Raw genomic sequence first — 26,268 nt, forward strand, 5'->3', positions numbered from 1 at the left:
TTTCGACCGTATGATTTACACACCTGAACGCCGGGAGGATTTGAAATGAGCGTCGAGTTGATTGGGATAATCAGTGTGGGTGTTGCCCTGGCCGGACTTATTCTGGCGTCGAAGCGGGAGATTAATCTTCGTCTTGTCGCTTTGGAGCAGGGTCAGTCAGACCTGAGAGAACGCATGGCAAAACAGGAGGGCGTCCTAAGGGGAATGGCCTTACGCCGTACCAATAAGACCGATTCGGAGTAGACCGTAGGCCCGATAACCTGTACATCGATTACTTCGAGGCGTAAAACTAGGCCGGCTCGTTGCTGTCCTTCGACTTGAAGATGCGCAGCAGCCGGTTGAGCGGATCGTAGAATTCGCCGACGACCCGTTCCTTCAGGGGAATGATGGCGTTGTCCGTGATGGTGATTTCTTCGGGGCAGACGTGGGTGCAGCACTTGGTGATGTTGCAGTAGCCGATGCCCTGGTCCTCCTTGAGGTCGCCGAGCCGGTCCTCGGTGTCCAGGGGATGCATCTCCAGGGCGGCGTTGTGCACCATGAGGCGCGGCCCGATGAACTCTTCGTGCAGGTCGTGTTCCCGCAACACATGGCAGACGTCCTGGCAGAGAAAGCACTCGATGCACTTGCGGAACTCCTGAACCCGCTCGATGTCATCCTGGTCCATGCGCCAGGTGCCGTCCTCGGCATCGGGCTTGCGGGGCCTGAAGGGCTTGATCTTCATCTTGGCCTCGAAGTTCCAGGATACATCCGTCACCAGGTCCCGGATGGTAGGGAAGGCCTTCATCGGTTCGATGGTGATGGTTTCGTCCTCGGGCAGGTCGCTCATGCGCGTCATGCACATCAGCCTGGGATTGCCGTTGACCTCGGCGGAACAGGAGCCGCACTTGCCGGCCTTGCAGTTCCAGCGCACCGCCAGGTCGGGGGCCGACTCCGCCTGGATCTGGTGCACCGCGTCCAGTACGACCATGCCCTCGTCGATCTCGGTGGAGTAGTCCTCGAACCCGCCGCTCTCGCCATCGCCCCGCCAGATACGGAAGTTGGCCGTCGCCATTATCTGTTCTCCTCGATGATCGCTGCCAGGTCCTCCCGGAGCGGTGTGACCGGAACGCGGTTGATCACCATCTCGCCGTCGGCGCCTTTATGCTGGGTGATGTTGAGGCTGCCGAAGGCTTCGACCTTATCTTCGTAGTCTTCCCGGAAGTGGGCGCCGCGGCTTTCCTTTCTTTCCAGCGCGGCCCGGGCAACCGCCTCCGAGACGATCAGCAGGAACTTCAGGTCCAGCGCGGTGTGCCATCCCGGGTTGTATTCGCGGTTGCCGACCACGGAGACTTTCTCGGCCCTCTGACGCAGATCGTCGACGACCTCGAGGGCCCGCTGCATGTCGCCCTCGTTGCGCACGATGCCGACGAGTTCCTGCATCCGTTCCTGCAACTCGTACTGAATCTCGAAGGGATTTTCGACGCTTTGCTCGCGGTCGAAGGGAGCCAGGGTCTCGCTTACGGCCGCGTCGATCTGTCCGTCGTCGATGGCGCCGTTGCCGTTCTCCCGCGCGAACTCCGCGGCGTACTTGCCGGCGCGCTGGCCGAAGACCAGCAGGTCGGAAAGGGAATTGCCTCCCAGCCGGTTGGCTCCGTGCAGGCCCGCCGCGCATTCTCCGGCGGCAAAGAGACCGGGCACGGTCGACATCTGCGTGTCTGCGTCCACGAGCACGCCGCCCATCACGTAGTGGGTCGTGGGACCCACTTCCATGGCCTCCTTCGTGATGTCGATGTCGGCGAGTTGCTTGAACTGGTGGTACATGCTCGGCAGCTTGCGCTTGATATGCTCTTCGGCGTTGGCCAGTTTCTCCCTGATCCACGAAATGTCGAGGTAGACCCCGTCGTGGGGCGATCCTCGGCCTTCCCGGATTTCCCGTACGATGCAGCGGGCCACGTGGTCTCTCGTCAACAATTCGGGCGGCCGGCGGGCCTCCTTGTCTCCCTGCGTATAGATCCAGCCCTCTTCGGGGTTGTCCGCCGTCGAGTTCTTGTAAAGGTCGGGGATGTCGTCGAACATGAACCGGTTGCCTTCGCTGTTCGTCAGGACGCCGCCCTCGCCGCGGACGCCTTCCGTGACCAGGATGCCCCGCACGCTCGGCGGCCATACCATGCCCGTCGGGTGGAATTGCACGAATTCCATGTCCAGCAGCGCGGCCCCGGCGTCGTAGGCCAGGCCGTGGCCGTCCCCCGTATATTCCCAGCTGTTGCTCGTGATCTTGAAGGCCCGGCCGATGCCGCCCGTGGCCAGGATGACCGCTTTTGCGCGGAACACCCGGAACCGTCCCCGCTCCCGGTCGTAGCCGAAGGCACCCACGACCCGGTCGCCGTCCTTCAACAGGGCTACGATGGCGTGTTCCATGTACACTTCCATGCCCTGGTGGATCCCGTAGTCCTGGAGGGTGCGGATCATCTCCAGACCGGTGCGGTCGCCCACGTGGGCGAGACGGGGGTACTTGTGCCCGCCGAAGTTGCGTTGCAGGATGCGGCCGTCGGTCGTCCGGTCGAAAAGGGCGCCCCAGGCTTCCAGTTCGCGTACGCGGTCCGGCGCCTCCCGGGCGTGCAGCTCGGCCATGCGCCAGTTGCTCAGGTACTGGCCGCCCCGCATCGTGTCGGCGAAGTGTACGCTCCAGCCGTCCCGGTCGTCCACATTGGCCAGCGCCGCCGCGACGCCGCCTTCGGCCATGACCGTATGGGCCTTGCCCAATAGGGACTTGCACACCAGGCCCACCGATACACCGGTAGCCGAGGCTTCGATGGCCGCCCGGAGTCCTGCGCCGCCGGCGCCGATCACGAGCACGTCATGTTCGTGGCGCTGGTATTCCGCCATTAGAGGATTCTCCAATCCGTCCACACGCCCATGGCCACCAGGCGTACATATACATCCGCGAAAGCGACCCAGACAAGGCTGAGCCAGGCCCAGTTCATGTGTCCTCTGTTCAGGCACGAAACGCAGTTATAACCCGCGTGCCGCACGGGCGCTTTCGAGAGCAGGTCCAGGTTGCCGCCGATCAGGTGGCGCAGGGAGTGGCAGCCGAACTGGTAGCCGCCCAGGAGGACGACATTCAGGGTCAACACCAGGGTGCCGATCCCGATGCCGAAGGTCGTCTCACCGGTCGCCGCGTCCGTGAACCACAGGGCCTTCCAGGCGTCGTGAGCCAGGAAGATCCAGATGATGAACACAGCGTAGAGAAAGTACCGGTGAACGTTCTGGAGTATGAGCGGAAAGGACTGTTCGCCCCGGTATTTCTTTCTCGGTTCGGAAACGCTGCAGGAAGGCGGGTCGGCCCAGAAGGCCTTGTAGTACGCCCCCCGGTAGTAGTAGCAGGTGATGCGGAATCCGGCAGGCGCCCAGAGGATCAGGAAGGCCGGTGAGAACGGAAGCATGGCCGGCCACCATTCGGGCCTGGGACCGAACAGGGCATGGGACGAACTGCCGAAGATTTCGGGTGAATAGAAGGGCGAAAGATAGGGCCCCCAGGCGTAGAACTCGCCCTGGAAGGCCGCCCACGTGGAGTAGACGACGAAGGCGGAGAATACGCCCAATGTCACCAACTGCTGCACCCACCAGGCGTCTCTGCGGCGCGTCTGGCCGAAACCGCCGGCCTTCAGCGAAACACCGGTTGTCGACATAGGTTATCCTCTTGAAACCAGATCGTGAATCGGCCGGATTTCACAGATAAAACACATTAGCGCAAATTAGATGATGAGCGGCCGCATGGCAATAGAAAAAAACGGGTCTGCGTGCCATGGCCACGAGACCCATCCCGGCGGTTTTGGACCGCATATTCCCGCATAAAACATTAGCCGAAACCGGCGGAGCGTGGATATATTGAAAACCCTTATTCGCGACGCCGTGCCAGCACGCCATGCGTACCGGTTCACCCCGCAGATTTGGAATCAACGTCCCCAGATGCCGACCGATTCAAACCAGGTTTCACCCTTCAACCAAACCGTGAACGGCCTGACCCCCAGGGTGCTCATCCTGGGCAGCGCGCTCGCCGTGTTCATCGCGATCTGGACGCCCCACACCAATTACGTCATGCACGGCCCGAGGCTCACCCTGAGCCATCTCTCGATCGCGGCGCTGGTTTCCTTTCTCGTCGTGATCTTCTGCATGCAGATCCCCCTGCGCAGGTGGCGGCCCGAACGGGCGTTTACGGCGGGTGAACTGGCCGTGCTCTTCCTCTTCTGCCTGGTCTCTTCGACGATTCCGGGAAAGGCCTTCGTAGACTACTTCGTCGGCATCCTGGCGTCGCCCTTCTACTACGCCACACCGGAGAACCGGTGGGCGGATACCTTCTTCCCTCATCTTCCGGGCTGGCTGGTCGTACGGGACGACCTCGGGGCCGCGACGGGGTTCTACGAAGGCGCCAGCCAGAGCGTCCTACTGTGGGTCGACTGGACCGTTCCCCTCTTCTGGTGGATGTGCATGCTGGCGGCGCTGTTCCTGGTCATGGCCTGTATTGCGGTGATTTTCCGGCGGCAGTGGGTCGAGCACGAGCGGCTGTCCTTCCCCGCGGTCCAGATTCCGTCGATGCTGATCGCGGGGACGACCCGGGGCGGACTGGTGCCGGCGTTCATGGCGAACCGGTACCTCCAGGTGGGGTTCGCGCTCACCTTCGCCCTGCTGGCCTGGAACTGCCTGGCCTATTTCGGTTACGTACCGGCCATACCCATCGGCGCGCCCTTCCGAACGCAGATCCAACTGGCGCAATCCGTTCCCGAGACCCAGGTGCAGTTCAATCTCTTTATGATGTGTTTCGCCTACTTCGCCGACCTCAAGGTGCTCTTCAGCATATGGTTCTTCCACCTCCTCGCGTTGCTGGAAATCAGCCTGCTCAACCAGCTGGGCGTATCGGCGTCGGGTATGGCCGGCGGCTCCGGGTTCATCGTAAAGACCCAGCATTTCGGCGGGTTCTGGGTATTCGTGCTCTGGGGCCTGTGGATCGGGAGACATCACCTGAAGGCCGTGTGGCGCAAGGCTTTGGGCCGTGCGCCGGAACTCGACGATTCCATGGAATTGCTGTCCTACCGCACGGCATTGCTTGGACTGGCGGGCGGCTTGTGCTACCTGCTGTTCTGGTTGAACCGCATGGGCATGTCGGTCGACGTGGCGGTGCTCTTCCTCGCGATCACCCTGGCGCTGTACATCGGCGTCACCCGCATCGTCGCCGAGACCGGTCTGGTCTTTCTCGACCTTCCGGTCAACTCGAACGAAATGACGGTGGGCGTCATCGGATCGACCAACCTCTCGCCCTCGAATCTCACGGCCCTGGGACTCACCCACGCCATCTCTCACAACCACCGGGGCATCGGTCTTTCTTCCCTGATACACAGCCTGAAGGTATCCGAAGGGTTTACCCGGTCCAGGAAGGGCCTGTTCGCCGCGGTGGGCGCGGTGCTGGTACTGACCTTCATCGTCACGAACGGCTATACGATCTACGCCGGGGCATCCGGGACGGGCGCCCATGATTTCGCGCCGCTCCGGGCCGAGGGGTTCTACGACCAGTTGGCCACGTGGTTCAACAATCCGTACACCCTGTCCTACGAGGAGATCTATTTCCTGCTCCTGGGCGTCGGGATCACCACGGGTCTCCTGCTCATGCAGTACCGCTTCCCCGGCTGGCCCTTCCATCCCATCGGCTACGTCGTAGCCTACGCGGACATCATCAACTTCGAAATCACGTCGATCTTCACGATCTGGCTGATTAAGGTGCTGTTGCTGCGCCTGGGTGGCTTCGAAATGTACCGGAGGATGCAGCCAGCGGTGATCGGCGTGCTGCTGGGTTACGCGGCGGGCGTGACCCTCTCCCTGGTCGTCGATGTCATCTGGTTCCCGGGCCAGGGACACAACGTGCACAACTGGTAGGGCGGTCTAGAAGATCTCGGTAATATGCGGCGTGTCCGGGAAGTAAATCGTATCGACGATGTAGGCGGCCAGGACCCCGGCCACGTAACCGACGAGGATACCCAGGAAAAGCGGTTGCGCTTTCCGGTACAGCCGGACGCCGCCGATACGGAGCAGGATGACCTGCACGAGCCAGGCGACGAAGAGGGTGAAGGCAAGCCCCCGTATGGGCGCCGAGGCCCCGATGGCGAACCCGATGGGATTGAGCGGCCACCAGTAGAAGAGGTACCTGCCCAGGGCCAGCACGCTGCTGACGGCCATGCCGACCGTGAGAAACAGGATTTCGAGGGCGGTGACCTGCGTGGCGTTCTTCATCCACTTCACCACCAGGTCGAAGAACAGGTTCCCCGTGTTCCTCAGATTGATGTGCAGGTTGTCCGCCCCTTCCGCGTAACCGGAATAGACGACGTATCCCGTCGAGATCGCCGTCCCGCTGACGAACGCGAGCATCACGAGCAGGAACAGCCGTCCGCGGTTCTCCCCGAGGTAGTTTCGCCAGAAAGCGACGTGTGAAAGCCCTACCATAGTAAAAGTCCGCCAGTTCCGCGCGAAGGCGTTGGTCAGTCCGAGACCGGTCAGGGTCGACCCCGACAGGTTGGCCGAGCCCACCATTCCCACCGTGAAGGCGTGGGCGTTGATCGGCAGGTCGAGGTTGATCAGGCCCGCTTCGGCGAGGATGCGCGCGATGCCGAAATAGAACACCAGCAAGAGGAACAGGAAGAGCAGGGCGACGGGGACGGAGAATCCGATGGCGTGCAGCCAGGCGGTCATGAAGAGCAAGCCCAGTACCAGGCCGATGACCGCCGTGCGGTAGGAGAACATCTCGTTCTCGTCGCGCAGGTCGCTTTCCCTGCCGAGGGACTTCCGAAGGACATTTCGGATATGTTTCCGGGCCATCCAGACGCTGATCAGGGCGAACATGATCAGTCCGCCGCAGAACTGGATGGCCACCAGGCCGCGGGGCACGATCGTCTCGGCAGGCGAAACCACGCCGAAACGGTTGAGCAGACCGGTTTCCAGTATGCCCAGCACCTGGAAGAACCAGACGCTGAAGAGGATCTCGACGTTGACGAAGAAGGCGAAACACAGCACGTAGGGCACGAGCCGGATGGCGATGGGCGGGTAGGCCGGGTCGATGACCACGTTGAATACCGGACCGGGAAGGGGGATGTGGGGCAGCACACCCCAGAAGCCGATGATGTTCCAGGTCATGACGGCCAGGCCGGCCGCGAAGCCGACCTGGAACAGCCGGTTACCGAAGAGGGCCGGCCACCTCCCGGACGGCCCGGACGCGCCTTGATCTGTTTCGAGCAGGCGGAGCACCACCTCGCCCATGGGAAACTGAAGCCGTTCGTGTTCCACCCACTGCTTCCGGAAGATCACGACCAGGCAGGCACCCATGAAAAGCAGCGCGCCCAGGGCCGACATCCACCAGAAGAGCGGGATGACCCAGTCCTGCCACGGAATCGGCATCCCGGACGGCCGCCCCGCGAAGAAATCGGAAACCTGTCCCTTGTCGTTGGGAATGACCGTCCATTCCGGCAGGTAGGCGAAGAAGTGCGCCTCCCACTGGTTCTCCGGACTGGCGAAGTAGTGCGGCGCGGTGATGACGCTGATGAGATAGCGGACCATCCCCCAGTCGGGCACCATGGCCGCGATCAGTCCCATGGCGAAGATGACCAGGAGTTCCGGCCTCGTGAGCGCGGCGTCCCGGTTTATGGCGCGGATCAGTACGTTCGGAAGAAGGACCAGGAAGACGAAGGGAACGACCAGGCACAGCGGCATCTGGGGGAAGGTCAGGTAATTGTAGCTCAGCTGCGCCGAAGCGTGCTGTCCCCAGAAAGCGACGAAACAGGCGAAGGCCAGACCCAGGCCGGCGGTTTTAAGGGATATGGGTTTCGTGGTCAGCTTGGTCATGCCTGGTCAAGCCCGGCCGGGCCGGTCTCGTCTGATCGCGCCCGCTCGCGCCGGAAGTCACTCCTTGATGGAGGCCGTGCCGCGCTTGAGCCAGAATCCACCATCTACGCGCAGGACTTCCCCGGTGATGTAGTCTGCGGCGTCGGAACTAAGAAAAGTGGCGGCCTTGCCCAGGTCCTCGATCGTGCCCATCCGGCCCCAGGGAAGCCGCCTGCCGCCTTCCTCGAGTTCCTGCTCCGTGGAGTACTGCCGCTCGCCCGGCGTGTCGGTCCACCCGGGTTCGATCACGTTCACGCGGATGCGGTGCTCCAGCAGTTCCAGGGCGATGATGGCCGCCATGTGGTTCATGCCGGCCTTGGCCGAAGAGTAGGCGAGCGAAGTGGGGAAAGGCAGGAAGGACATGACCGAACTGATGAAGAGGATGCTGCCGCCCTTCCCTCCGGCCACCATCTTCCGAGCGCCGGACTGAGCCACGTGAAACGCGCCGAAGAGGCTGACATCGTAGGTTTTCCGCAGTTCATCCACGTCCATCTCGAGAAAGGGCTCCCGCGTCGAATAGTAGGCATTGGCCACGACGATATCGGGTCCGCCGAGTTCCTCGGCTGTCTGTTCCACCATCTCGTCCACCGCGGACCGGTCCGAAGCGTCCGCGCCAATGACGACCGCACGCCGCCCCATGGCCCGGATTTTGTCCGCGACTTCCTCGCCGTCCTCCCGGTGGCGGAAGTAGTTGACGGCCACGTCCGCACCGGAGCGGGCCATTTCCAGTGCGATGCCTTTGCCGATCCCGCGGGAGGAACCGCTGATCAGCGCCGTTTTGCCTGAAAGGTCGATCATGGTACCCTCAAGTCGAAATGTGTGGTGATCGTGGCGCGTAAATCCCGGGCGGCTGGCCGATCCCGGGCGGCCGAACGATCGGAAGCTGGATCAAAGTCCCATGGCGGTCATGTTGCGGAAGCTGATGGCGATGCTGTCGAAGGGATCGCCGGCGCAGGTATCCTGCTCGACCACGTACCACTGGGCTCCGGCGGTCTCGCAGGCGGCGACGATACCGGGCCAGTTCATGTTCCCCTCGCCGATCTCGGCCATCATCTGTTCCCTGCCCGACACGCCCAGGTCCTTGAAGTGGATGACCGGGCACCGGTTGCTTACCCGTTCAATCCAGTGGATCGGATCGCCCCCGCCGTACTGGATCCAGTAGGTGTCGATCTCGAAGCACAGGGCGGGGTCGCTGTCTTCCACCAGGATGGCCAGGCCCGTCCGTCCGCCTACGCGCACGAGTTCCGTATGGTGATTGTGGTAGCTGAAGGACATGCCGGCTTTCTTCAACCTGAGCGCCACGGCCGACGCGTCCGCCGCGAACCGGGAGAACCCGTCCGGATCGTCCCAGTAGGACCGCGGCATGGACCCGACGGCAATATGCTCGCAACCCCAGAGGCGGTGCTCCTCGATCACTTTGTTCGGCTCATCCTGCAGCCGTTCGAAGGGCACGTGCGTGGCGCAGACGTGCAGGCCGGCGTCCCTGATCATGCTGCCAAGCTCCGCGGGGTCGACGGGACCGAGGGCCGAAAGCTGAATATGATCATAGCCGATGGACTTGACTTTCTTCAGGGTGTCCGCGATGTCGGCCGGCGTCTGCACGAAGTCGCGCAACGTATAGAGCGTAACGGCGATTTTGCTTGCAGCCATCGAGGTCTCCTTCACGATTTCAGTTGTTCGAAAGCCGGCGAGTCGTCATCCCATGCGCCGCCGATGGGCCTTAGCTGGCCGGCGCCGGAGACCGGCCTGGCCCGGCCGTCCTGGTCCGGGTCGGCATAGCGTTCGAACCAGCCCTCCAGCTCGCCGCGCAGTGACCGGCGCCTGCCGGCGTAACCGGCATCGTCCGCGAGATTCGCCCGTTCGTCGGGATCGTTTTCCAGGTCGTACAGTTCGTCTGGTCCGTAGGGATACCGGTGCACGTATTTCCACGATTCGGTGCGGATCATGCGCGTGCCTCCGTATTCGTCGAATACCACGACGTGGTCCCGGCCGGCATCGGACGAAGCCGCCCGGTCGTCCCGGTTCATCGGAGCGGCCCGGTCGTCCCGGCCGGAACCGGACGAGGCCGCCCGAACTGGCCAAGCTGACCGGCACATCCAGGCGTCCACGGCGTTTCGCCCGGGCAGGTTGCGGTCCCAGGGAACGGGCAGATCCAGATAGGACAGGAGCGTGGGCATGAAATCGTAGGCGCTGATCATCGCCTGCTGCACGGCGCCTTCGGGCAGTCGCCCAGGCTGGCTGACGAGCGCTGGCACCAGGATGGAATTTTCGTACATATTCAACGGGCTGGTTCCGTTGCCCTTGCCCCAGAATCCGTGGTGTCCCAGGCTGAAACCGTTGTCACTCAGGAAGACCACCAGGGTGTCTTCGCGGATGCCGTGATGATCGAGCCGGTCCAGCAACCTGCCGACGTCGAGGTCCATGGCCGTGACGGCCGCGAAATAGCCCTTCAGGCTTTCCCGGTCACCCATGCACTCGCGGGTCAGGCCGATGGCCCAGGGGTGGACGGGCTCCTGGGGGCAGGAGTCGAAGGGGCAGTCGTCGTAGGAATCGACGATATCCTGCGGATGGCCGCTCCACGGACTGTGGGGCGCGGTGTAGTGGACGCCCAGGTAGAACGGATCATCCTGGTTGGCGTGGCGGTCGATGAAGGCCAGCGCATCTTCGGTGATGACGTTCGTAACGTATCCCGGTTCAGTGACCGGGACGCCGTTCCGGACCATAGGCGCATCATTGTACGGACCGCCGCCGAACTGGTGGGTGAACCAGTGGGAGAACCCGTGCTGGGGCAGGGTGCTGTTGCCCAGGTGCCACTTGCCGCTGAGGCCGCATCGCCAGCCGTGGGCCGCGAGCACATCGGTATACGCCGTTTCTCCCTCGAGGTAGGAAGCCGCGCCCTCGCCCACATTGCCTCCCCTGATCCAGTCGTGCACGCCATGCTGGGAGGGGATCCGCCCGGTCAGCAGCGTCGCGCGGCTGGGGGAGCAGACGGGCGTGGCCACGAAGAACCGATCGAGGCGAACCCCGGTCTCCGCGATCCGGTCGATGTGCGGCGTGCGGATTTCCCCGTTGCCGTAACAGCCCGCCGCCCAGACGCCCTGGTCGTCGGTGAGGATGCAGAGCACATTCGGTCGTGATGATGCCATGGATGGCCTCAGGATCGGGTGGTTCCCCGGAAAGAGATCGGGAGGTGCGGGTTGAAGATGGTTGAAACGGCAAATTAGCGCGTCACCGGTGGAATGTCACGGACATTATAAAACCCCCAATTCGCGTTTGCCATGCATCCGGCCCATCCCGTATATTGTCCCCCGCATAGCCGGCGGGACTGAGGACGACAACGGGGTATGAGCCCTCGTGGCATGGACGCGGGCGTGTGAGTGGGGTACCGTCATGATACGAACGGGCATCGTAGGCTACGGACTGGCGGGACGGTTATTCCACGCCTACCTGGTTTCGCGGACCGAGGGGCTGCAACTCACCGCTGTGGCCAGCCGAGATCCTGAACGCCGTGCACAGGCGCGTCGGGACTGGTCCGCGGATACCCATGAGACGCTGACCGATCTACTGGCGGACGACGGCATCCAGCTGATCATCCTGGCCACGCCTCACCATACCCATGCATCCCTGGCCATCGAGGCCATGGAGGCCGGTAGACACGTCGTCGTCGACAAGGTCATGTGCATGTCGGCCGCCGAAGCCGAGGAGATGATCGCGGTCAGCCGGCGGCGCGGGGTCATGCTGAGCGTCTTCCACAACCGCCGCTGGGACTGGGGATATCTGACGGTGCGCAAGGCGATAGAGGATGGCCTGCTTGGTGATCCCTTCCTGGTCGAAAGGGCGGTGCACCGGTTTCGGGCCTCCAGGGGCTGGCGGACGAGCCGGGCGGACAGCGGCGGCCTGCTTTTCGACTGGGGCGCGCACCTGGTCGACCAGGGGCTGCAGCTGCTGGCCGGCCGTCCCTCATCGGTCCTCTGCAACGGCCACAAACGCCTGTGGAAAGGCGACATAGAAGATCATGTCACCTGCACGCTGTATTTCGAATCAGGTGCCGAATACCGGATGGAAATCAGCAATCTTTCGCATATATCCAAGCCCCACTGGTACGTGCTGGGCACTCGGGGATCCCTGGTAAAGACGGGACTCGATCCGCAGGAGGATTGGATGAAGAAGGGCAGGATCGAGGATGCGGTGGAGGCACCCGAAGACCGTGTACGGGTGGTAGCGGAACGGGACGGGGAGGCGGAGGAAACGATCCTGGATCCGGTGAAAGGCAGTTGGGTGGACTACTACCGGAACATCGCGGCCGTGCTGAGCGAAGGCGCCGAATTGGCCGTCCAGCCTCTTGAGATGCTGGAGCTCATGAAGGTACTGGACGCTGCCGAGGAATCCCTGGAAACCGGCAGAGTTGTTTCGTTCAGTTGAGGATCGAAGGATATATGCAAACCAGGCGAATGGTAATCCTCACCGAGGGCCAACTGGGCACGTTCTCCTCCAAGACGGCCGCGTCGCTGGTCCGCTATAAGTCGGACGAGACCGTGGCGGTGCTCGACAGCGTGCACGCCGGCAAGCGGCTGGAAGACGTGCTCGAGGTGGGTACGGGCATCCCGATCGTGGCGACGCTTCAGGAAGCGATGGCCTTCGAACCGACCTCGCTGGTCATCGGCATCGCGACGCCCGGGGGCGTTTTGCCCGACGCCTGGCGGGAAGTCATCCACGAGGCCATCGAGCACGGGCTCGAGGTGGTGAACGGGCTCCACACTTTTCTCAACGAAGACGAGGCGTTTGCCCGGCATGCCGGGCGAAAAGGCGTGCGGCTTTGGGACGTGCGGCAGCCGCCCGGGGACCTGGACATCGGGCGGCATCGGGTCCACGGCCTCCCCAACTTGCGTGTACTGACCGTCGGCGCCGATTCCAGCATCGGCAAGAAGATCGCCGCGATCGAAATCGACCGCGCGGCCCGCGAGGCAGGCTGGGACAGCGAGTTCGTGGCCACCGGGCAGACCGGCATCATGATCGCCGGATCGGGCATCGCGGTGGATACCGTGGCGGCGGACTACATATCTGGCGCGGCGGAAAGACTCGTGCTGGAACACAAGCACCGTGAACTGCTGGTCATCGAAGGGCAGGGCACGATTCTGCATCCTTCCTATTCGGGCGTATCGCTCGGTCTGCTCCACGGCGCGGCGCCGCAGGCCCTGGTACTGTGCCACCAGCCGGGGAGGGACGTGATGCGCAACCTCCCCGTGGCCGTGCCATCCTATACGGAACTGATTACGGCCCACGAGTCCATTGCCAGGCCTCTGTTCCCCTGTCGGGTCGTGGCCGTATCGCTCAACTGCTTCGGCATGTCCATGGACGATGCAAGGCGGGAGGTGGACCGGGTCGAAGGGGAGACCGGGCTACCGGCGACGGACTGTGTGAAATTCGGTTGCGGTCCCATAGTCGAAGCGCTTGCACCGCTGAAGCCGGGGACGAGGAATACCTCATGACCACACCAGTGAGGGGAAGATGAACATCCGGATACTGTCCGCCGAAGAAGCCGGATCGAGCATCCTGCGGCGTCGTCCGCTGAACGAGGCCATGCACTCGCCGGAAATCGAAGCACGGAACAGGGAGATGTTCGGCGAGCCCCTGACGACGGAACAAGCGGTAGCCAGGATCATCGACGACGTCAAAGAAAACGGGGATGATGCGATCAGGAGATACGCCCGCCTGCTGGACGGAAACGCGCTGGAGGCCTTCGAGGTTACCCGGTCCGAAATCGACGAGGCGGCCGCATCGCTGCCATCCGGGTTGCGCGATGCCCTGGAGACCGCGGCCGGCCGCATACGGACTTTCCACGCGCGGCAGCCGGGCGGGTCCTGGACGCACTGGGACGAAGAGGGCGGTACCGGCCAGATCGTCCGGCCGCTGGACCGGGTGGGCGTTTACGTACCCGGAGGAGGCGCGGCCTATCCTTCCTCGCTGCTGATGGCCGTGATCCCGGCCCGGGTCGCGGGCGTCCGGGAAGTCGTCGTGGTTACGCCGCCCGGCAGGGACGGCGCAGTGCCGCCCGCCGTGCTGGCCGCGGCTTCCGTGGCAGGCTCGGACAAGGTCTACCGCATCGGCGGCGCCCAGGCGATCGCGGCGATGGCCCATGGCACCGCGACCGTTCCCCGTGTCGACAAGATCGTGGGTCCGGGAAACGTCTTCGTGACCCTGGCCAAGCGCCTGGTGTACGGGATCGTGGATATCGACCAACTCGCCGGCCCCACCGAGACCCTGCTCATCGCCGACGAGACGGCCAGACCGGACCTCGCGGCGGCCGACCTGCTGGCGCAGGCCGAGCACGATACGATGGCGAGCGCCATATTGATCACGCCGTCCTCCACGTTGGCCCTGTCGGTGCAGCAGGCCGTGGAGGACCAGCTGACCGAGCTGGACCGGGCGGATACCATCCGTTCATCCCTGGCACAGCACGGAGGGATCGTGCTCGTATCGGACCTTGCAGCGGCGGCCGAACTGGCTAACAGCTACGCACCGGAGCACCTGTGCCTGCTGTTGGCGGATCCCTGGCCGCTGGTGGACGGCATTCAAAACGCCGGGGGGATCTTCGTGGGAGAACATTCCTCCGAGGCCCTGGGCGACTACGTTACCGGCCCCAGTCACATCATGCCCACCGGAGGCAGCGCCCGGTTCCATTCTCCCTTGAGCGTTCGCGATTTCCTGAAGATCACCAGCCTGTTCGCGGTCAACGAAAAGGCTGAGAAACGGTTGGGACCGGCCGCGATCCGGCTTGCAGAGGCCGAAGGCCTGTCGGCACACGCCATGGCCATTCGACGTCGGCTTTCGAAAGACCGGAACGAGGACTAATCGGCCCGCCCGGTCGGCCGATCCTCGCCAGCGGACCGATCCTCGCCGGCGGGCCGACCCGAAAGCCTACCTGCCCACTTCGGCAAGCGCTGCCCGGGCAGCCTGGGCCAGGAACCCCATATCGCTTCCGAGAGTGATCCACTGGAATCCCTCCGCAATACGCTTCCGGTTGGCTTCCATCGAGATGAACGCGAATCCACCGGGCACGCCGAGTTCCTTTCCCCGGTCCATGATTCCCTTGATGATCTTCTCCATCTCCGGGTGCGTCGGCTGGCCCACGTAGCCATGGGAGGCCGCGAGGTCGTTCGGTCCGACCAGGAAAGCGTCGACACCGGGTGTGGTGAGTATGTCTTCAAGGTTCTCCACGGCCTCGACGGTTTCGATCTGGACCATGATGAAGGTTTCTTCGTTGGCGGTCCGGAGGTATTCGGCCAGGTCCAGACCGGCGGTATTGAGGAAGCGGGCGCCCATCCCGCGGATGCCCATGGGCGGATACTTGGCCGCGCGGACGGCGTACTCCGCCTGCTCCCGGTTGTTGACCCAGGGGATGATCAGGCCTTCCGCCCCGATGTCCAGCGCCTTCTTGATATGCACCATGTCGTTCCAGGGCACGCGGACGAGCGGGGTGACGTCCCGGCCCCGTGTCGCCTGGATCATGGGATGAAGGATCTCGGCATTCAACGGGCCGTGTTCGCCATCGAACCAGATCCAGTCGAAGGCCAGGTTCGACGCCAGCTCCACGATGTCGTTATTTGCGGTGCCGACGGAAATGCCGTAGGTCACTTCGCCGTTGCGCAGCTTCTCTTTCAGCTTGTTTTTCATGGGTTCTCCCGCGGGCCATCATGCGATAAGAAAGGTGGCCTTCACAATGGACATCACATAGGATTTCACGATTGATTCACTACGTTTTGATAAGTATATTGAAACCCGTCGTGCATGGAAAACAGTAATTGCCCGCGGAGCTTTCGATCCGTCGTCTCGAAGCAGGGCCTCCCGGTTTGAAAGAGGGGTAGACATCATGGCCGAAAAACCATACGGCAGGCGATATGCGATGCCCGTTACGTTCACTGCTTTCATCATTCTCGCCGTTGCGGCGCTGGCGATCCACGGGCAGCAGATACCGTACGCGCCGACGTCCGAGAGCGAGATCCCCGAAGCCATTATCGGCAAGGCCGGCGCACCCCGCGGCGGCGACCTGGCTTATTTCGATGAAGACCAGGCGACCAGGGGTTATCTCGCCGAACCGGAAGGGCCGGGTCCCCGGGGCGCCGTCATCCTGATCCACGAATGGAACGGCCTGGTGGACCGTGTCAGGCAGGTGGCCGACGCGCTGGCCGCGGAGGGCTACGTAGCCCTGGCGGCCGACCTGTATTCGGGCCGGACGGGTAGCAACCGCGACGAGAACATGGCGCTCGTGCGGGAAACGCTGGACGACATGGACAAGATCATCCGCAACCTGGACGCGGCGGCGGCCTACCTGAGATCGCGGCAGGACGTAAACGGCAAGATCGGGGCCATGGGCTGGTGCTACGGCGGCGGAGTCGCCCTGAGCTACGCCCTGGGCGGCGAGAACCATGACGCCACCGCCATCTTCTACGGGCGCCTGCTCGACGATCCCGAAAGACTCAGCGCCATACACCACGAGATTTACGGCACCTTCGCCGGACTCGACCGCGGTCCCTCTCCCGAACAGGTAGAACGCTTTGTGGCCGCGCTTCGTGAGGCCGGCGTGGAGAACGACGTGCACATCTACGACGACGTCAACCACGGGTTCTGGCTGTACGTGGAGCGCGATCCGAAGAACGAGGAACCCGCGCTGGACGCCTGGGAGCGGCTGAAGGCCTATCTCAAGCGCACCATCGGAAGCGATTGATGGATTCGTTCGAACAGGCTCTCGCCGAAATCGACACCTTTGGCTTCACCCTGTTGCCCGAGGTACTGTCGGTTTCCCAGGTAGACATCCTGCGCAACGCGTTGATCCGCGTCGCCGAAGCGCACGGCGAGGCCGGTTACGAGAACCGCGGAGGCACGTCGCTGCTGGTACGGAACCTGCCTACCCTGGACCCGGTGTTCCTCCAGGTCATCGATCACCCCGTCGTCCTGCCCGTCCTGGAACGGATGCTGGACAAAACCCTCGTGCTGGGCAGCCTGAGCTCCCGCATCGTTCGGCCGGGGGACGGCTACCAGGACTTCCACAGCGACATACCGCAGCACATGCTAAACCCGGTTTCCCCCGTGATGATGAACACCATCTGGATGCTGGACGATTTCGATGAGGCGATCGGCGGTACCCGGATCGTCCCCGGTTCGCACAAGAGCGGGTGGGCCGGTCCGCCGGAGGGCATGGAGGTTCCGCACGTCTACCAGCCCGAGGCTACCGCGGGCAGCGTGCTGATCTTCAACGGCCAGTGCTGGCACGGCGGCGGCGCGAATACCACCGACCGAAACCGGCACGCCCTGTTCGGGCATTACCGCAAGTCCATGCTCCTCTTCCAGCTCGATCCCCACGACGGTTTCCGGGACGAGTGGTTTGCGGAGCTTTCGCCCCGGCAGAAGCAGCTTTTACGCATGCATAAGGGCGTCGGCGCCCGTCATGCGGCAGACGATCATCTGCTTTAAAAGACCTTGGTGCGTTTAATCTGGCTGCCGATCCCTGCGCCGCCCTCTCACGACCGCACATGTAGATACTTTGTAGATACTTGGAGAAACCATGGCGACATCATCAGTATCCGACCACCTGGAAGAGGGTTCGAAGGAATCCCTCGATTTCTCGAAACTCAGGCAGATCGCGGGCATCCAGGAGGACGTCCTGCCGGTGGTCGTTCAGGATTCGACTACAAAGGAAGTGCTGATCCTGGCCTACATCAACCGCCTGGCCCTGGACGAATCCCTGAAGACCGGGATCGCCACATTCTGGAGTACGTCGCGGAACGAGCTTTGGGTGAAGGGCGCCACATCGGGAAACGCACTGGGAATCGATGAAATCCGCGTGAACTGCGAGCAGAATTCCGTGGTCTATCTCGTGACGCCCCAGGGCGGTGGAGCCTGTCATACGAAGGACAGCGATGGCCAGTACCGGACCGGTTGCTACTATCGGCGGATAAATGACGCTGGCGATCTGGAATTCAGTTGATCGCAGGAAGTTGCCCGCCTACCTACCAAAAGCCGCCATGTAAAGCTTGGTGCGTTCGTTCAGAACGCCGTAGAAGGCCCGAGTTTCCGGGTCATCGCTGTCCCGCCAGAGGGTGGCTGGAATCCCCGAATCATTGGCCAGCGGGTCCCGGTCCCGGTGGCCGTAGTAGATCTGCGCGGTCTTCCGCACGGCCCGCGTGGGACGCGTCGTGGCCGTGTGGAGCACCGATACGTTGAACAGGGCGCAGGTGCCCGCGGGTCCGTGAAGGTCGTAGACGCCCCGTTCCAGTTGCGCGCTGCTCTCCTTCAAAACAGGCTGATCGACCCCTTCGGGCGAGATGGAGAAGCAGTGGGTATCCTCAGCCACGTCGGTGAAATAAACTATGAGCTGGATGTAGTCCATGCGGAGGGGATGGTCGAGCCAGTGGACCTTGTCGCGGTGCCAGCGCTGGTGGAACTCCCCCTTGTACGGTCCCATGGACCGCAGTCCGATTTCTCCGAAACAGAGCGGATCGCCCATCAGTTCCTCGATGGTGCCGTAGATGGCGGGATGGCGTATCAGTCCGTCGAAGGCCGGCGTGGTGATAAGGGCGTCGTAATTGGCCTCCTGGTGGTGGCCGTAGGGATGCCAGAAATAGGGGTACCTGCGGCGGTCCTCGTCGAAGAGATTCAGAAAACGATCTACCTCTTCGTCCGCAAGGACCTTTCCGAGGTTGATGAATCCGTTCTGACGAAAGAACGCCAGGTCGGCCTGCTTCATGATTTCCCCTCAGACCGACCGGGTGATGCCCCCGTCGACGCGCAAGTTCTGGCCGGTGATATAACCGGAGCCGGGCGACAGCAGGAAAGCGGCCGTTTCCGCGATCTCTTCCACGGTGCCGTAGCGTCCCATGGGAATGCGCGACTTGAAGGCCTCCGATTCCGGGAGGCTGTCTATGAACCCCGGCAGGATGTTGTTCATCCGGATGTTGTCGCCGGCGTGGTTGTCGGCGTAAATCTTCGTATAACTCGCAAGGGCCGCCCGGAAGGCGGTCGATACGGGAAAGTAATGCTCCGGTTCGAAGGCGGCGTAAGTCGAGATATTTACGATCGATCCGCCGCCCTGGTCCGTCATGGTCGGCGTGACGAGTCGCGCCATGCGGACCACATTGAGGAACACGATGTCCAGTCCCTCGTGCCAGTCTTCGTCCGGAATGTCCAGGAGATCGCCCTTGGGCGGATGCCCCGTGCTGTTGACGACGCCGTCGATGCGGCCGTGGGCGTCCATGGTAAGGTCAACCAGTTTCTTCAGGTCGGCCTCGTCCGTGACGGACCCTGTCACGCCGATCCCGCCCAATTCCCCGGCGAGCGATTCCGCCGCACCGGAGGGGGACAGCAGCGAGACGGCCCACCCCTGGCCGGCCAGGTTCCTCGCGATGGCGGCACCCATGCCGCGTCCCGCTCCCGTAATGACCGCTACTCGTTGCGCACTCATGCCACTCCCTTCGTCGATTCGATTCCTTGACCGCTGCCGGACCCTTGTCCGGATATGTTCTCGTGTTTCATAGATATGCTGCCGGAGCCACAGGCTTCCATCTGCCACCGCTCCGACCTAGGCATTGCCAAACGACCCGGCCAAGGCGATATATAAACAAATGCATTGCCGCAATCAATGACAGAATGTAGCGTTAGATCATGAAGATAACCGCCCTGAAGACCCACGCCGTCCACGTGAACCACCGGGGAGACTGGACGTTCCTGGCGGTGCACACCGACGAAGGGATCACCGGCTATGGCGAGGTGAATCCCGGCGGCGCACGATCCGGTAGCGTGGACTTCCTGCAGCAGATCGAACCGGTGCTGGCCGGACGCGATCCCGGCGCCATCGAACGCATACTGGCCGAACTCCTTCCTTCGCCCGTCGACCGGTCGAAAGTGATGGCGCTGAGCGCCCTCGACCAGGCCCTGTGGGACATCAAGGGGAAGGTCCTGGGCGTGCCGGTGGCCGACCTCATCGGAGGCCGCTGCCGCGATGAGATCCCCCTCTACGCCAACATCAACCGGGCCACCACCGACCGGACGCCCGCGGGATTCGCCCGGAACGCGGCCGCCGCGGTCGTGGACGGATTTAACGCCGTAAAACTCGCGCCCTTCGACGGGATGCCTGCCGGTATCGACCGGGCTTCGGACGCCCGGGAGGGCATCGTCTGCATGGAAGCGGTGCGCGCCGCGATCGGTCCGGACGTGTCCCTGCTGATCGACTGCCACAGCCACTTCACCGCCCGGGGAGGATGCGAGGTCTTCGACGCACTCAGGGACCTGGACCTGTACTGGTACGAGGAACCCGTGCCCGACGAAGATCACGAGGGCTACCGGGCTATCAAGGATCACATCGACGTACCGCTGGCCGGAGGCGAGAGCCTGATGTACCGGGAGGGATACTGGCCCGTCCTGGACCAGGGTCTCATGGACGTGATCATGCCGGACGTTACAATCGTGGGTGGGCTTTGGGAACTGAAGAAGGTCGCCGCCATGGCGGAGGGCCGGGGAACTCCCACCGCGCCACACGGTCCCTTCGGGCCGCTGACCATCGCGGCCGGCGTGCAGGCCATGGCCGCCCATCCCGGGTTTCAGATCCTGGAATACGCCTGGGGAGAGGTGCCGTGGAGACACGAACTCATCGAACCGCCGGAGAGGATCGAGGGCGGACAGATCCGTGTATCCGACCGGCCCGGTCTGGGTGTCTCTCTGAACATGGATGCGATTGAAACCTACAGGGGGGATCGGGATCGATAGGCGGTCCCGGGTCAGCCTCAGGACGCCGGCCTGTCAGCCGTCAGCCCATGAACCCTGGGCCGCCTACTTCCTCGCCAGTGCGGCCTTGATCGCGGCCTCGAATGCGTCTTTCGTCTGGTTGTTGACGAACCGCTTCGATACGGTGCCTTCGCGATCGATCACGAAGGTGTGGGGTATGGTCAGCACATTGCCGTATGCCTGGTAGGTCTTCCGGTCCGCTTCCACGATGGGATAGGTTACGTTCAGCTTTTCGACGAAGGGTTTCGTGATGGGAAGCCCCTCTTCGTCGAGGGAGAGTCCGAGCACCTCCAACCCCTGGTCCCGGTAAGTCTCGTAGAGTCCGTTCAGCACCGGCATCTCCACGAGGCAAGGCGGACACCAGGTGGCCCAGAAGTTCACCACGACCACCTTCCCCTTCAAGGCGGAAAGACTGGCCTCGCCGCCGCCCAGGACCGGCAGGTTGAAATCGGGCGCGGCACTGCCTTCCTTCAGCATGAGCCGGGCCTCGATGGCCTTCAATTCGGCCACGACGGCCGCCCGTACGCGGGGAACCATGTTCGGGGTAACCTGGATCCCGAGCTCCTTATACACGGCCATGGCCGTTTCCGGTCCGAAGTTCGGCTTGCCGGCCTTGGATTCGGAGACCTGCTTCATGATATAGGCGACGATCTTCTGCTCGTCGTCGGTCAGGGGCTGCGCACCCTGGTCCGCGGTCTGCGCCTGTACGTTGGACAGGACAAAGGCCGCGGTAAACATTGCGCACAAAATCGTTGCATATTTGCTTCTCACACTTTCCTCCCGTTCATCCGATCGTTTTCTTGTTCCGACCGTGCCGTATGGTCTTGTATCTCCAGATTACATAAGGCGAGCCCCCAGACCGGCGAATCCGACCCGGGACACGGCACATCAGGTCTTGCTGCCTGCCTTCTCGGCCCCGGCCGCTTTCTTGAGCAGTTCGTTGAAATTCATTTCGAAATTCGCCAGGTCGCTGCGGTCCACGATCGTGGCGGCCGCCACCCCCACGGCGATGGCCACGGCTTCCCGGATCTCCGCACCGTCGGCGCCGTACTTCATGGCCTTCTTGAGATGACCTTCCAGGCAGTTCTGGCATCCCGCGCTCAACGACGCGGCTATGGCGATCAGTTCCTTGGTCTTGTTGTCGAGCGCCGTGCCCTCCCGGTAGGTCTCCCGATAGAAATCGAAGTAGATGTCTTTCATCCGTTCTTCCAGCAACTCGTATGACCTGAGAACCTTACCCACGTATGTAACCTCCGGAACCCGATGCGAAGACGTTTAGGAATCTGTCATTGTATCAATGCGATCCGCCTGTGATCCGGTTGTCATCCTGCCCATCCGAACCCATTGGAGTATTCAAAAACCGCATCGGGATTATTCAAACTTAAACCCGGGAACGGCTACAGACATACTAAGTCGCTTCCCCCTCCGGCGCAATCTGATTCGGCGAACCCCGCGCAATCTGATTCCGCGCCGCCTTCGGCCGCTTCTGACTGCCCTGCACGGACCATTCAGGATACTTCCGGATGGAAATACCGGTACACTTTCCGCGCCGCGTCTTTGCCCACGCCCTGGACCGTCCTCAGTTCCTCCTCGGAGCACTTGCGTATGTTCTCCACGGAGCCGAGCGCCAGGATCAACTGCTGTTTCCGCTTCGGTCCCACCCCGGGTATGTTGTCCAGTTCCGAACGGATCATGCGCCTTCCCCGCTGCTGCCGGTGAAAGGTCACGGCGAACCTGTGGGCTTCGTCCCGGGCCTGCATGAGCATCTTCAGGGCCGGGGAGGACCGGGGGACGAGGATCGGTTCGGACTGGCCCGGCCGGAAGACTTCCTCCAGGCGCTTCGCCAGGCCGATGACCGGCAGGTCAACCAGGCCCAGCTCGTTCAGGACCTGTCGGACGCTGGAAAGCTGGCCCTTTCCGCCGTCGATGAGTATGAGGTCCGGAAGGGGCTTGTTCTCGTCGATCAGCCGCCGGTACCGCCGGCCGACCACTTCCTGCATCATGGCGAAGTCGTTGGGGCCGATCACGTCCCTGACCTTGAACTTCCGGTAGTCCGACTTGCGCGGGCGGCCGTCCACGAAACAGACCATGGAGGCCACCGGGTCCGAACCCTGAATGTTGGAGATGTCGAAGGTCTCGACGCGTCTAGGCGGCACTTCGAGTCCAAGGATTTCCTGCAGGGATCCCACCGAGGCGGGCATGCTGCGGCGAACCCTGGCTTCGGCCCGTTTCAGCGCGTGGGTGTTCAGCTGCAGTTCGGCGTTCTGCACGGCCAGCCGGACCATGGCGGCCTTGTCGCCCCGGCGGGGCACGGCGATTTCGACCTTGGATCCACGCTGCCGGGCCATCCATTCCCGGAACGTCTCCATGCCGTCCGGTTCCCCGCTCAGCAGGATCTCGTCGGGCCAGAGCTGCGCGGCGAGATAGTACTGAGTCAGGAAGGCGCCCAGCGTTTCCGGTTCCGTCGACTCCTCCGGCGCCGTAAGGAAGAAGTGCTCTTTGCCCAGCAGCTTGCCCTCCCGGACCTGCAGGACCGCCCCGCACACGTCGGTTCCGTTCCTGGCGAGCCCGATGATGTCCCGGTCCACTTCCCTGCTCGAAAAGGCCCGCTGACGAATCGTCGTCTTCTCGATGGCGACGATCTGGTCGCGAATGCGTCCCGCCAGTTCGAACTGCAGTTGCTCCGATGCCCGCGCCATGCGTTCCTTCAGCTGTTTCAGCAGGTCCTTCGTCCTGCCGGTGAGAAACTGGCACACCTGCTCGATGATTTCGCCGTAGCCCTCCTCGCCGATGTGCCCCTTGCACGGTCCGGGACAGCGGTCGATGTAATAATCGAGGCAGGGCCGGTCCATAGACGGCCACGCCTTCGCGCTGGGACAGGTGCGCAGCGGGAAGACCTTCCGGACCAGGTCGATCGTCCTTCGCATGGCCTTCACGTTGGTGTAGGGGCCGAAGTAGCGGGCCCCGTCCTGCCGGACGTTGCGCGTAACGACGACCCGCGGAAAGGCCTCGTTGGTCACCATGATGAAGGGAAAGGACTTGTCGTCGCGCAGCATCACGTTGTACTTCGGCTTGTGCTCCTTGATGAGATGGTCTTCCAGGAGCAGCGCGTCGACCTCCGACTCTGTGGCCACGTAGTCGAAGTCCCGGATCCGGCTGGCCAGGGCGACGGCCTTGGGCGCCGTGAGCCGGGTCTTCTGGAAATACGAGCGGATCCGCTGGCGCAGCGCGCGGGTCTTGCCCACGTAGATGATGCGCGACCGGGCGTCTTTCATCAGGTACACGCCCGGTTTGCCGGGGAGGGACTTGAGCTTCTTTTCGATTTCAGTCGGTTCGACAGCCATGGGAAGGGTGTCCGTTATTTGGATTCGAGAGGTCTGGCGCCGGGATTCAATTTAACCTTGACTTCGGGCGGCTCGCCAGGTAATTTGGTGCTGGTTTCAAACCGGAACTTGCGCGCCGGACGACAGGCCGCATCACAACGGGCCGCTTCGGCCGAGACGCCGTGCGGTGTATTGACGATTCAGCGTATTTAAGGGAGTATAAGTTGCCGACCCTCGTTTCATCCAAGAAGCGTTTGCGCCAGGAAAGCGTGCGTCAGCGGCGTAACGCCACGGTCAAGTCCGCCCTCCGGACTGCCATCAAGCGCCTGCGCGAGAATTCGGACGCCGAAGCGGCGCCCGGACTCCTCGGCCAGGCCTATTCCAAGTTGGATAAAGCTGTCAAGCGCGGTGTGATGCACCGGCGGACCGCCGCCCGCATCAAATCCAGGCTGACGAAACAGGCCAACTGAGCCGACAGAGCCTGTAACCAGTTCCCGGGTACCTGCCCTGACCGACCGGACGCACGTCCATCTTCTAAGCTATTCCGCTTGCCCGGCCTCCATGGCCACCTGCCGGTTTTCTGCTGATTCCGCGTATGTCAATGCGGCCTGGACCAGGCCTCTGAACAAGGGGTGGGGTCTGTAAGGACGGCTGGTCAACTCGGGGTGGAACTGGGTTCCTACGAAGAAGGGGTGCGTGGGGATTTCCAGGATCTGCATGATCTCCTCGTCGGGCGTCATGCCGGAGAATACCATGCCCTTGTGCTCGATGAGTTCCCTGTACTGGTTGTTGAACTCGTACCGGTGGCGAAACCGTTCGACGGCCGCTTCAGATCCGTAGCAGCGGTGGGCTTCCGTGCCGGCCTTCACTTTCACTTCATGTCCTCCGAGCCGCATCGTGGCCCCCATGCCGGTCAGTTTCCGCTGGTCGGGCAACAGGTAGATGACCGGCGTCTCCGTCTCCGCGTCGAATTCCGCGTGGGCGGCTTCCAGCATGCCGCACTGGTTGCGCGCGAACTCCACCACGGCCAGCTGGAAGCCATAGCACAGGCCCAGGAACGGCAACCCGTTCTCCCTGGCGTACTGTATGAACCGGATCTTGCCCTCGGCGCCCCGCTCGCCGAAGCCGCCGGGCACGATGATGCCGGAAATCCCGTCCAGCATGCCCTCGTCCAGCGGCTGATCACTCGAGAAATCGGTCGTGTCTATCCACTCGGTGGCGATCTCCGCGCCCACGGCGACCTTGCTGTGGTCCAGGGCGTTGAGGATGCTCACGTAGGAATCGTGCAGGGCCGTGTACTTGCCGGTGATGGCGATACGTATTTCAGGGTGGCTGCCGGACAGGTACTTCAGGTAGATGTCGAACATCTCGGGACGCTGGTCGGTACGCTGCGGGAGGTTGACGTTGAGCTTGTCGGCGACGATCTGCACCGTCTCCTGGCGGTCGAGCAGGGCCGGCACCCGGTAGATGGAATCCGTATCCGGGCTGCTGACCACGCGGTCCTCGGCGATGTTGCAGAAGAGGCTGATCTTCTGGCGGACGCTCTTGTTCAGGGGTATGGCCGAGCGGCACACCACGATATCGGGCTGGATGCCCAGTTGCAGCAGCGCCTTTACGCTGTGCTGCGTGGGCTTGGTCTTCAATTCCCCGGCGGACGCATTGTAGGGCACCTGCGTGACGTGGACCGACATGACGTTGTCCCGTCCCTCGTCGTAGAGCATCTCGCGGGCGGCTTCGATGAAATGGATGTTCTCGATGTCTCCGACCGTGCCACCGATCTCGACGACCAGGATGTCGTAGGGGCCCTCGTGGGCCTTTGTCCGGATCAGGTTCTTGATCTCGCCGGTCACGTGGGGGACGACCTGCACGTCCCGGCCCAGGTATTCGCCCCGCCGTTCCTTGTCGAGGATGATGCGATACACCCGGCCCGACGTGATGTAGTTGTTCCGGTTCAGGTTATCGTCGAGGAAGCGCTCGTAGGTACCCAGGTCCATGTCGCATTCGGTGCCGTCCTCGAGCACAAACACTTCCCCGTGGCGGTAGGGGTTGATGGTGCCGGCGTCCTGGTTCAGGTAGCCGTCGATCTTGATCTGGGAGACCGTGAATCCGTAATGCTTGAGCAGGTGTCCGAGGGAGGCGCTGAAGACGCCCTTTCCCACGCCGGACATGACGCCGCCGGTGACGAAGATGTACTTGGTCCGGCCGATGCGGTAATCGGTAGGGAAGAATTCGATGGCCTCGGACTCTACGGTCTTGGCGCTGTGGG

At 62.8% G+C, this 26,268-nt stretch carries 24 protein-coding genes; 10 read left to right on the forward strand and 14 right to left on the reverse strand.

Features of this window, described 5'->3' with window-relative positions; all coding sequences use genetic code 11:
• Positions 1-45: 45 nt before the first annotated feature.
• Positions 46-243 (forward strand): hypothetical protein, encoded by a 198-nt coding sequence (locus F4Z81_07495; protein ID MXW04897.1) that lies wholly within the window; start codon positions 46-48, stop codon positions 241-243.
• 46 nt (positions 244-289) lie between these two features.
• Here the strand turns inward: F4Z81_07495 and F4Z81_07500 are convergent, their stop codons facing one another.
• The 3 genes from F4Z81_07500 to F4Z81_07510 are packed head-to-tail and all read right to left on the reverse strand — an operon-like array spanning position 290 to position 3,668.
• Entirely contained in the window at positions 290-1,051 is a 762-nt protein-coding gene (locus tag F4Z81_07500; GenBank protein ID MXW04898.1) for a succinate dehydrogenase/fumarate reductase iron-sulfur subunit, read from the reverse strand.
• Complete coding sequence (locus F4Z81_07505; GenBank protein MXW04899.1) at positions 1,051-2,865, reverse strand: fumarate reductase/succinate dehydrogenase flavoprotein subunit; 1,815 nt, start codon at positions 2,863-2,865, stop codon at positions 1,051-1,053. The genes F4Z81_07500 and F4Z81_07505 overlap by 1 nt, the downstream gene beginning before the upstream one ends.
• Complete coding sequence (locus F4Z81_07510; GenBank protein MXW04900.1) at positions 2,865-3,668, reverse strand: succinate dehydrogenase; 804 nt, start codon at positions 3,666-3,668, stop codon at positions 2,865-2,867. The genes F4Z81_07505 and F4Z81_07510 overlap by 1 nt, the downstream gene beginning before the upstream one ends.
• Before the next feature lie 280 nt (positions 3,669-3,948).
• Between F4Z81_07510 and F4Z81_07515 the strand changes: the two genes are divergently transcribed.
• Positions 3,949-5,907: a hypothetical protein gene (locus F4Z81_07515; protein MXW04901.1), complete on the forward strand. Its 1,959-nt coding sequence runs from the start codon at positions 3,949-3,951 to the stop codon at positions 5,905-5,907.
• Between the two features lie 6 nt (positions 5,908-5,913).
• On the opposite strand, the gene F4Z81_07520 is transcribed toward F4Z81_07515, so the two are convergent.
• From F4Z81_07520 to F4Z81_07535, 4 genes are all read right to left on the reverse strand, one after another.
• Positions 5,914-7,863, reverse strand: a complete 1,950-nt coding sequence (locus F4Z81_07520; protein MXW04902.1) for a hypothetical protein — start codon at positions 7,861-7,863, stop codon at positions 5,914-5,916.
• A gap of 57 nt (positions 7,864-7,920) precedes the next feature.
• Positions 7,921-8,697, reverse strand: coding sequence for an SDR family oxidoreductase (locus F4Z81_07525; GenBank protein ID MXW04903.1), 777 nt, complete (start codon positions 8,695-8,697; stop codon positions 7,921-7,923).
• A 93-nt stretch (positions 8,698-8,790) separates the two neighbouring features.
• Positions 8,791-9,552, reverse strand: a complete 762-nt coding sequence (locus F4Z81_07530) for a sugar phosphate isomerase/epimerase (GenBank protein MXW04904.1) — start codon at positions 9,550-9,552, stop codon at positions 8,791-8,793.
• 11 nt (positions 9,553-9,563) lie between these two features.
• Positions 9,564-11,048 carry a sulfatase-like hydrolase/transferase gene (locus F4Z81_07535; protein ID MXW04905.1) on the reverse strand — a complete coding sequence of 495 codons (1,485 nt, stop codon included), beginning with the start codon at positions 11,046-11,048 and terminating at the stop codon, positions 9,564-9,566.
• A gap of 244 nt (positions 11,049-11,292) precedes the next feature.
• Here F4Z81_07535 and F4Z81_07540 point away from each other — a divergent pair, with 244 nt between their 5' ends.
• Genes F4Z81_07540 through hisD form a run of 3 tightly spaced genes read left to right on the forward strand, consistent with a single transcriptional unit; the run spans position 11,293 to position 14,754 of the window.
• Positions 11,293-12,324, forward strand: coding sequence for a dehydrogenase (locus F4Z81_07540; protein MXW04906.1), 1,032 nt, complete (start codon positions 11,293-11,295; stop codon positions 12,322-12,324).
• Positions 12,325-12,338: 14 nt separating this feature from the next.
• Positions 12,339-13,391 carry a DUF1611 domain-containing protein gene (locus tag F4Z81_07545; protein MXW04907.1) on the forward strand — a complete coding sequence of 351 codons (1,053 nt, stop codon included), beginning with the start codon at positions 12,339-12,341 and terminating at the stop codon, positions 13,389-13,391.
• Positions 13,392-13,416: 25 nt separating this feature from the next.
• The gene (gene hisD / locus F4Z81_07550; GenBank protein ID MXW04908.1) at positions 13,417-14,754 is read left to right on the forward strand and encodes a histidinol dehydrogenase; all 1,338 of its coding nucleotides are present in this window, start codon (positions 13,417-13,419) and stop codon (positions 14,752-14,754) included.
• Positions 14,755-14,820: 66 nt separating this feature from the next.
• Here the strand turns inward: hisD and F4Z81_07555 are convergent, their stop codons facing one another.
• On the reverse strand, positions 14,821-15,576 hold the full coding sequence (locus F4Z81_07555; protein ID MXW04909.1) for a hypothetical protein: 756 nt from the start codon (positions 15,574-15,576) through the stop codon (positions 14,821-14,823).
• A 196-nt stretch (positions 15,577-15,772) separates the two neighbouring features.
• Between F4Z81_07555 and F4Z81_07560 the strand changes: the two genes are divergently transcribed.
• The 3 genes from F4Z81_07560 to F4Z81_07570 all read left to right on the forward strand — a co-directional run bounded on the left by F4Z81_07560 (position 15,773) and on the right by F4Z81_07570 (position 17,887).
• On the forward strand, positions 15,773-16,627 hold the full coding sequence (locus F4Z81_07560; protein ID MXW04910.1) for a dienelactone hydrolase family protein: 855 nt from the start codon (positions 15,773-15,775) through the stop codon (positions 16,625-16,627).
• Positions 16,627-17,373, forward strand: a complete 747-nt coding sequence (locus F4Z81_07565; protein MXW04911.1) for a phytanoyl-CoA dioxygenase family protein — start codon at positions 16,627-16,629, stop codon at positions 17,371-17,373. The genes F4Z81_07560 and F4Z81_07565 overlap by 1 nt, the downstream gene beginning before the upstream one ends.
• Positions 17,374-17,464: 91 nt before the next feature.
• Positions 17,465-17,887, forward strand: a complete 423-nt coding sequence (locus F4Z81_07570; protein MXW04912.1) for a phosphoribosyl-AMP cyclohydrolase — start codon at positions 17,465-17,467, stop codon at positions 17,885-17,887.
• An 18-nt stretch (positions 17,888-17,905) separates the two neighbouring features.
• On the opposite strand, the gene F4Z81_07575 is transcribed toward F4Z81_07570, so the two are convergent.
• A complete protein-coding gene (locus F4Z81_07575; protein MXW04913.1) occupies positions 17,906-18,646 on the reverse strand; it encodes a phytanoyl-CoA dioxygenase family protein in 741 nt (246 codons plus the stop codon).
• Between the two features lie 9 nt (positions 18,647-18,655).
• On the reverse strand, positions 18,656-19,360 hold the full coding sequence (locus F4Z81_07580) for an SDR family oxidoreductase (protein ID MXW04914.1): 705 nt from the start codon (positions 19,358-19,360) through the stop codon (positions 18,656-18,658).
• Between the two features lie 200 nt (positions 19,361-19,560).
• On the opposite strand from F4Z81_07580, the gene F4Z81_07585 reads away from it, so the two are divergent.
• Positions 19,561-20,661, forward strand: coding sequence for a mandelate racemase/muconate lactonizing enzyme family protein (locus tag F4Z81_07585; GenBank protein ID MXW04915.1), 1,101 nt, complete (start codon positions 19,561-19,563; stop codon positions 20,659-20,661).
• Between the two features lie 63 nt (positions 20,662-20,724).
• Here F4Z81_07585 and F4Z81_07590 read toward each other — a convergent pair whose 3' ends face one another.
• The 3 genes from F4Z81_07590 to uvrC all read right to left on the reverse strand — a co-directional run bounded on the left by F4Z81_07590 (position 20,725) and on the right by uvrC (position 24,023).
• Positions 20,725-21,417 carry a TlpA family protein disulfide reductase gene (locus F4Z81_07590; GenBank protein MXW04916.1) on the reverse strand — a complete coding sequence of 231 codons (693 nt, stop codon included), beginning with the start codon at positions 21,415-21,417 and terminating at the stop codon, positions 20,725-20,727.
• Positions 21,418-21,567: 150 nt separating this feature from the next.
• Positions 21,568-21,921: a carboxymuconolactone decarboxylase family protein gene (locus tag F4Z81_07595; GenBank protein MXW04917.1), complete on the reverse strand. Its 354-nt coding sequence runs from the start codon at positions 21,919-21,921 to the stop codon at positions 21,568-21,570.
• Between the two features lie 266 nt (positions 21,922-22,187).
• Positions 22,188-24,023, reverse strand: a complete 1,836-nt coding sequence (uvrC, locus tag F4Z81_07600; GenBank protein ID MXW04918.1) for an excinuclease ABC subunit UvrC — start codon at positions 24,021-24,023, stop codon at positions 22,188-22,190.
• 203 nt (positions 24,024-24,226) lie between these two features.
• Between uvrC and rpsT the strand changes: the two genes are divergently transcribed.
• Positions 24,227-24,472: a 30S ribosomal protein S20 gene (rpsT, locus tag F4Z81_07605; GenBank protein MXW04919.1), complete on the forward strand. Its 246-nt coding sequence runs from the start codon at positions 24,227-24,229 to the stop codon at positions 24,470-24,472.
• Positions 24,473-24,541: 69 nt separating this feature from the next.
• Here rpsT and F4Z81_07610 read toward each other — a convergent pair whose 3' ends face one another.
• Positions 24,542-26,170: a CTP synthase gene (locus tag F4Z81_07610; GenBank protein ID MXW04920.1), complete on the reverse strand. Its 1,629-nt coding sequence runs from the start codon at positions 26,168-26,170 to the stop codon at positions 24,542-24,544.
• Positions 26,171-26,268: the final 98 nt, after the last annotated feature.

It is taken from the genome of Gemmatimonadota bacterium (assembly GCA_009835325.1).
In the GTDB taxonomy this organism is placed as follows: Bacteria; JAAXHH01; JAAXHH01; order JAAXHH01; family JAAXHH01; genus JAAXHH01.

Coding starts and splice junctions, on each gene's coding strand:
- F4Z81_07535 (MXW04905.1), bottom strand. CDS start 11,048: ATGGCATCATCACGACCGAATGTGCTCTGCATCCTCACCGACGACCAG.
- F4Z81_07610 (MXW04920.1), bottom strand. CDS start 26,170: ATGTCCGGCGTGGGAAAGGGCGTCTTCAGCGCCTCCCTCGGACACCTG.
- F4Z81_07585 (MXW04915.1), top strand. CDS start 19,561: ATGAAGATAACCGCCCTGAAGACCCACGCCGTCCACGTGAACCACCGG.
- F4Z81_07555 (MXW04909.1), bottom strand. CDS start 15,576: ATGAAAAACAAGCTGAAAGAGAAGCTGCGCAACGGCGAAGTGACCTAC.
- F4Z81_07570 (MXW04912.1), top strand. CDS start 17,465: ATGGCGACATCATCAGTATCCGACCACCTGGAAGAGGGTTCGAAGGAA.
- F4Z81_07495 (MXW04897.1), top strand. CDS start 46: ATGAGCGTCGAGTTGATTGGGATAATCAGTGTGGGTGTTGCCCTGGCC.
- uvrC (MXW04918.1), bottom strand. CDS start 24,023: ATGGCTGTCGAACCGACTGAAATCGAAAAGAAGCTCAAGTCCCTCCCC.
- F4Z81_07505 (MXW04899.1), bottom strand. CDS start 2,865: ATGGCGGAATACCAGCGCCACGAACATGACGTGCTCGTGATCGGCGCC.
- F4Z81_07580 (MXW04914.1), bottom strand. CDS start 19,360: ATGAGTGCGCAACGAGTAGCGGTCATTACGGGAGCGGGACGCGGCATG.
- F4Z81_07560 (MXW04910.1), top strand. CDS start 15,773: ATGGCCGAAAAACCATACGGCAGGCGATATGCGATGCCCGTTACGTTC.
- F4Z81_07530 (MXW04904.1), bottom strand. CDS start 9,552: ATGGCTGCAAGCAAAATCGCCGTTACGCTCTATACGTTGCGCGACTTC.
- F4Z81_07575 (MXW04913.1), bottom strand. CDS start 18,646: ATGAAGCAGGCCGACCTGGCGTTCTTTCGTCAGAACGGATTCATCAAC.
- F4Z81_07565 (MXW04911.1), top strand. CDS start 16,627: ATGGATTCGTTCGAACAGGCTCTCGCCGAAATCGACACCTTTGGCTTC.
- F4Z81_07500 (MXW04898.1), bottom strand. CDS start 1,051: ATGGCGACGGCCAACTTCCGTATCTGGCGGGGCGATGGCGAGAGCGGC.
- F4Z81_07520 (MXW04902.1), bottom strand. CDS start 7,863: ATGACCAAGCTGACCACGAAACCCATATCCCTTAAAACCGCCGGCCTG.
- F4Z81_07545 (MXW04907.1), top strand. CDS start 12,339: ATGCAAACCAGGCGAATGGTAATCCTCACCGAGGGCCAACTGGGCACG.
- F4Z81_07515 (MXW04901.1), top strand. CDS start 3,949: ATGCCGACCGATTCAAACCAGGTTTCACCCTTCAACCAAACCGTGAAC.
- F4Z81_07540 (MXW04906.1), top strand. CDS start 11,293: ATGATACGAACGGGCATCGTAGGCTACGGACTGGCGGGACGGTTATTC.
- F4Z81_07510 (MXW04900.1), bottom strand. CDS start 3,668: ATGTCGACAACCGGTGTTTCGCTGAAGGCCGGCGGTTTCGGCCAGACG.
- F4Z81_07590 (MXW04916.1), bottom strand. CDS start 21,417: ATGTTTACCGCGGCCTTTGTCCTGTCCAACGTACAGGCGCAGACCGCG.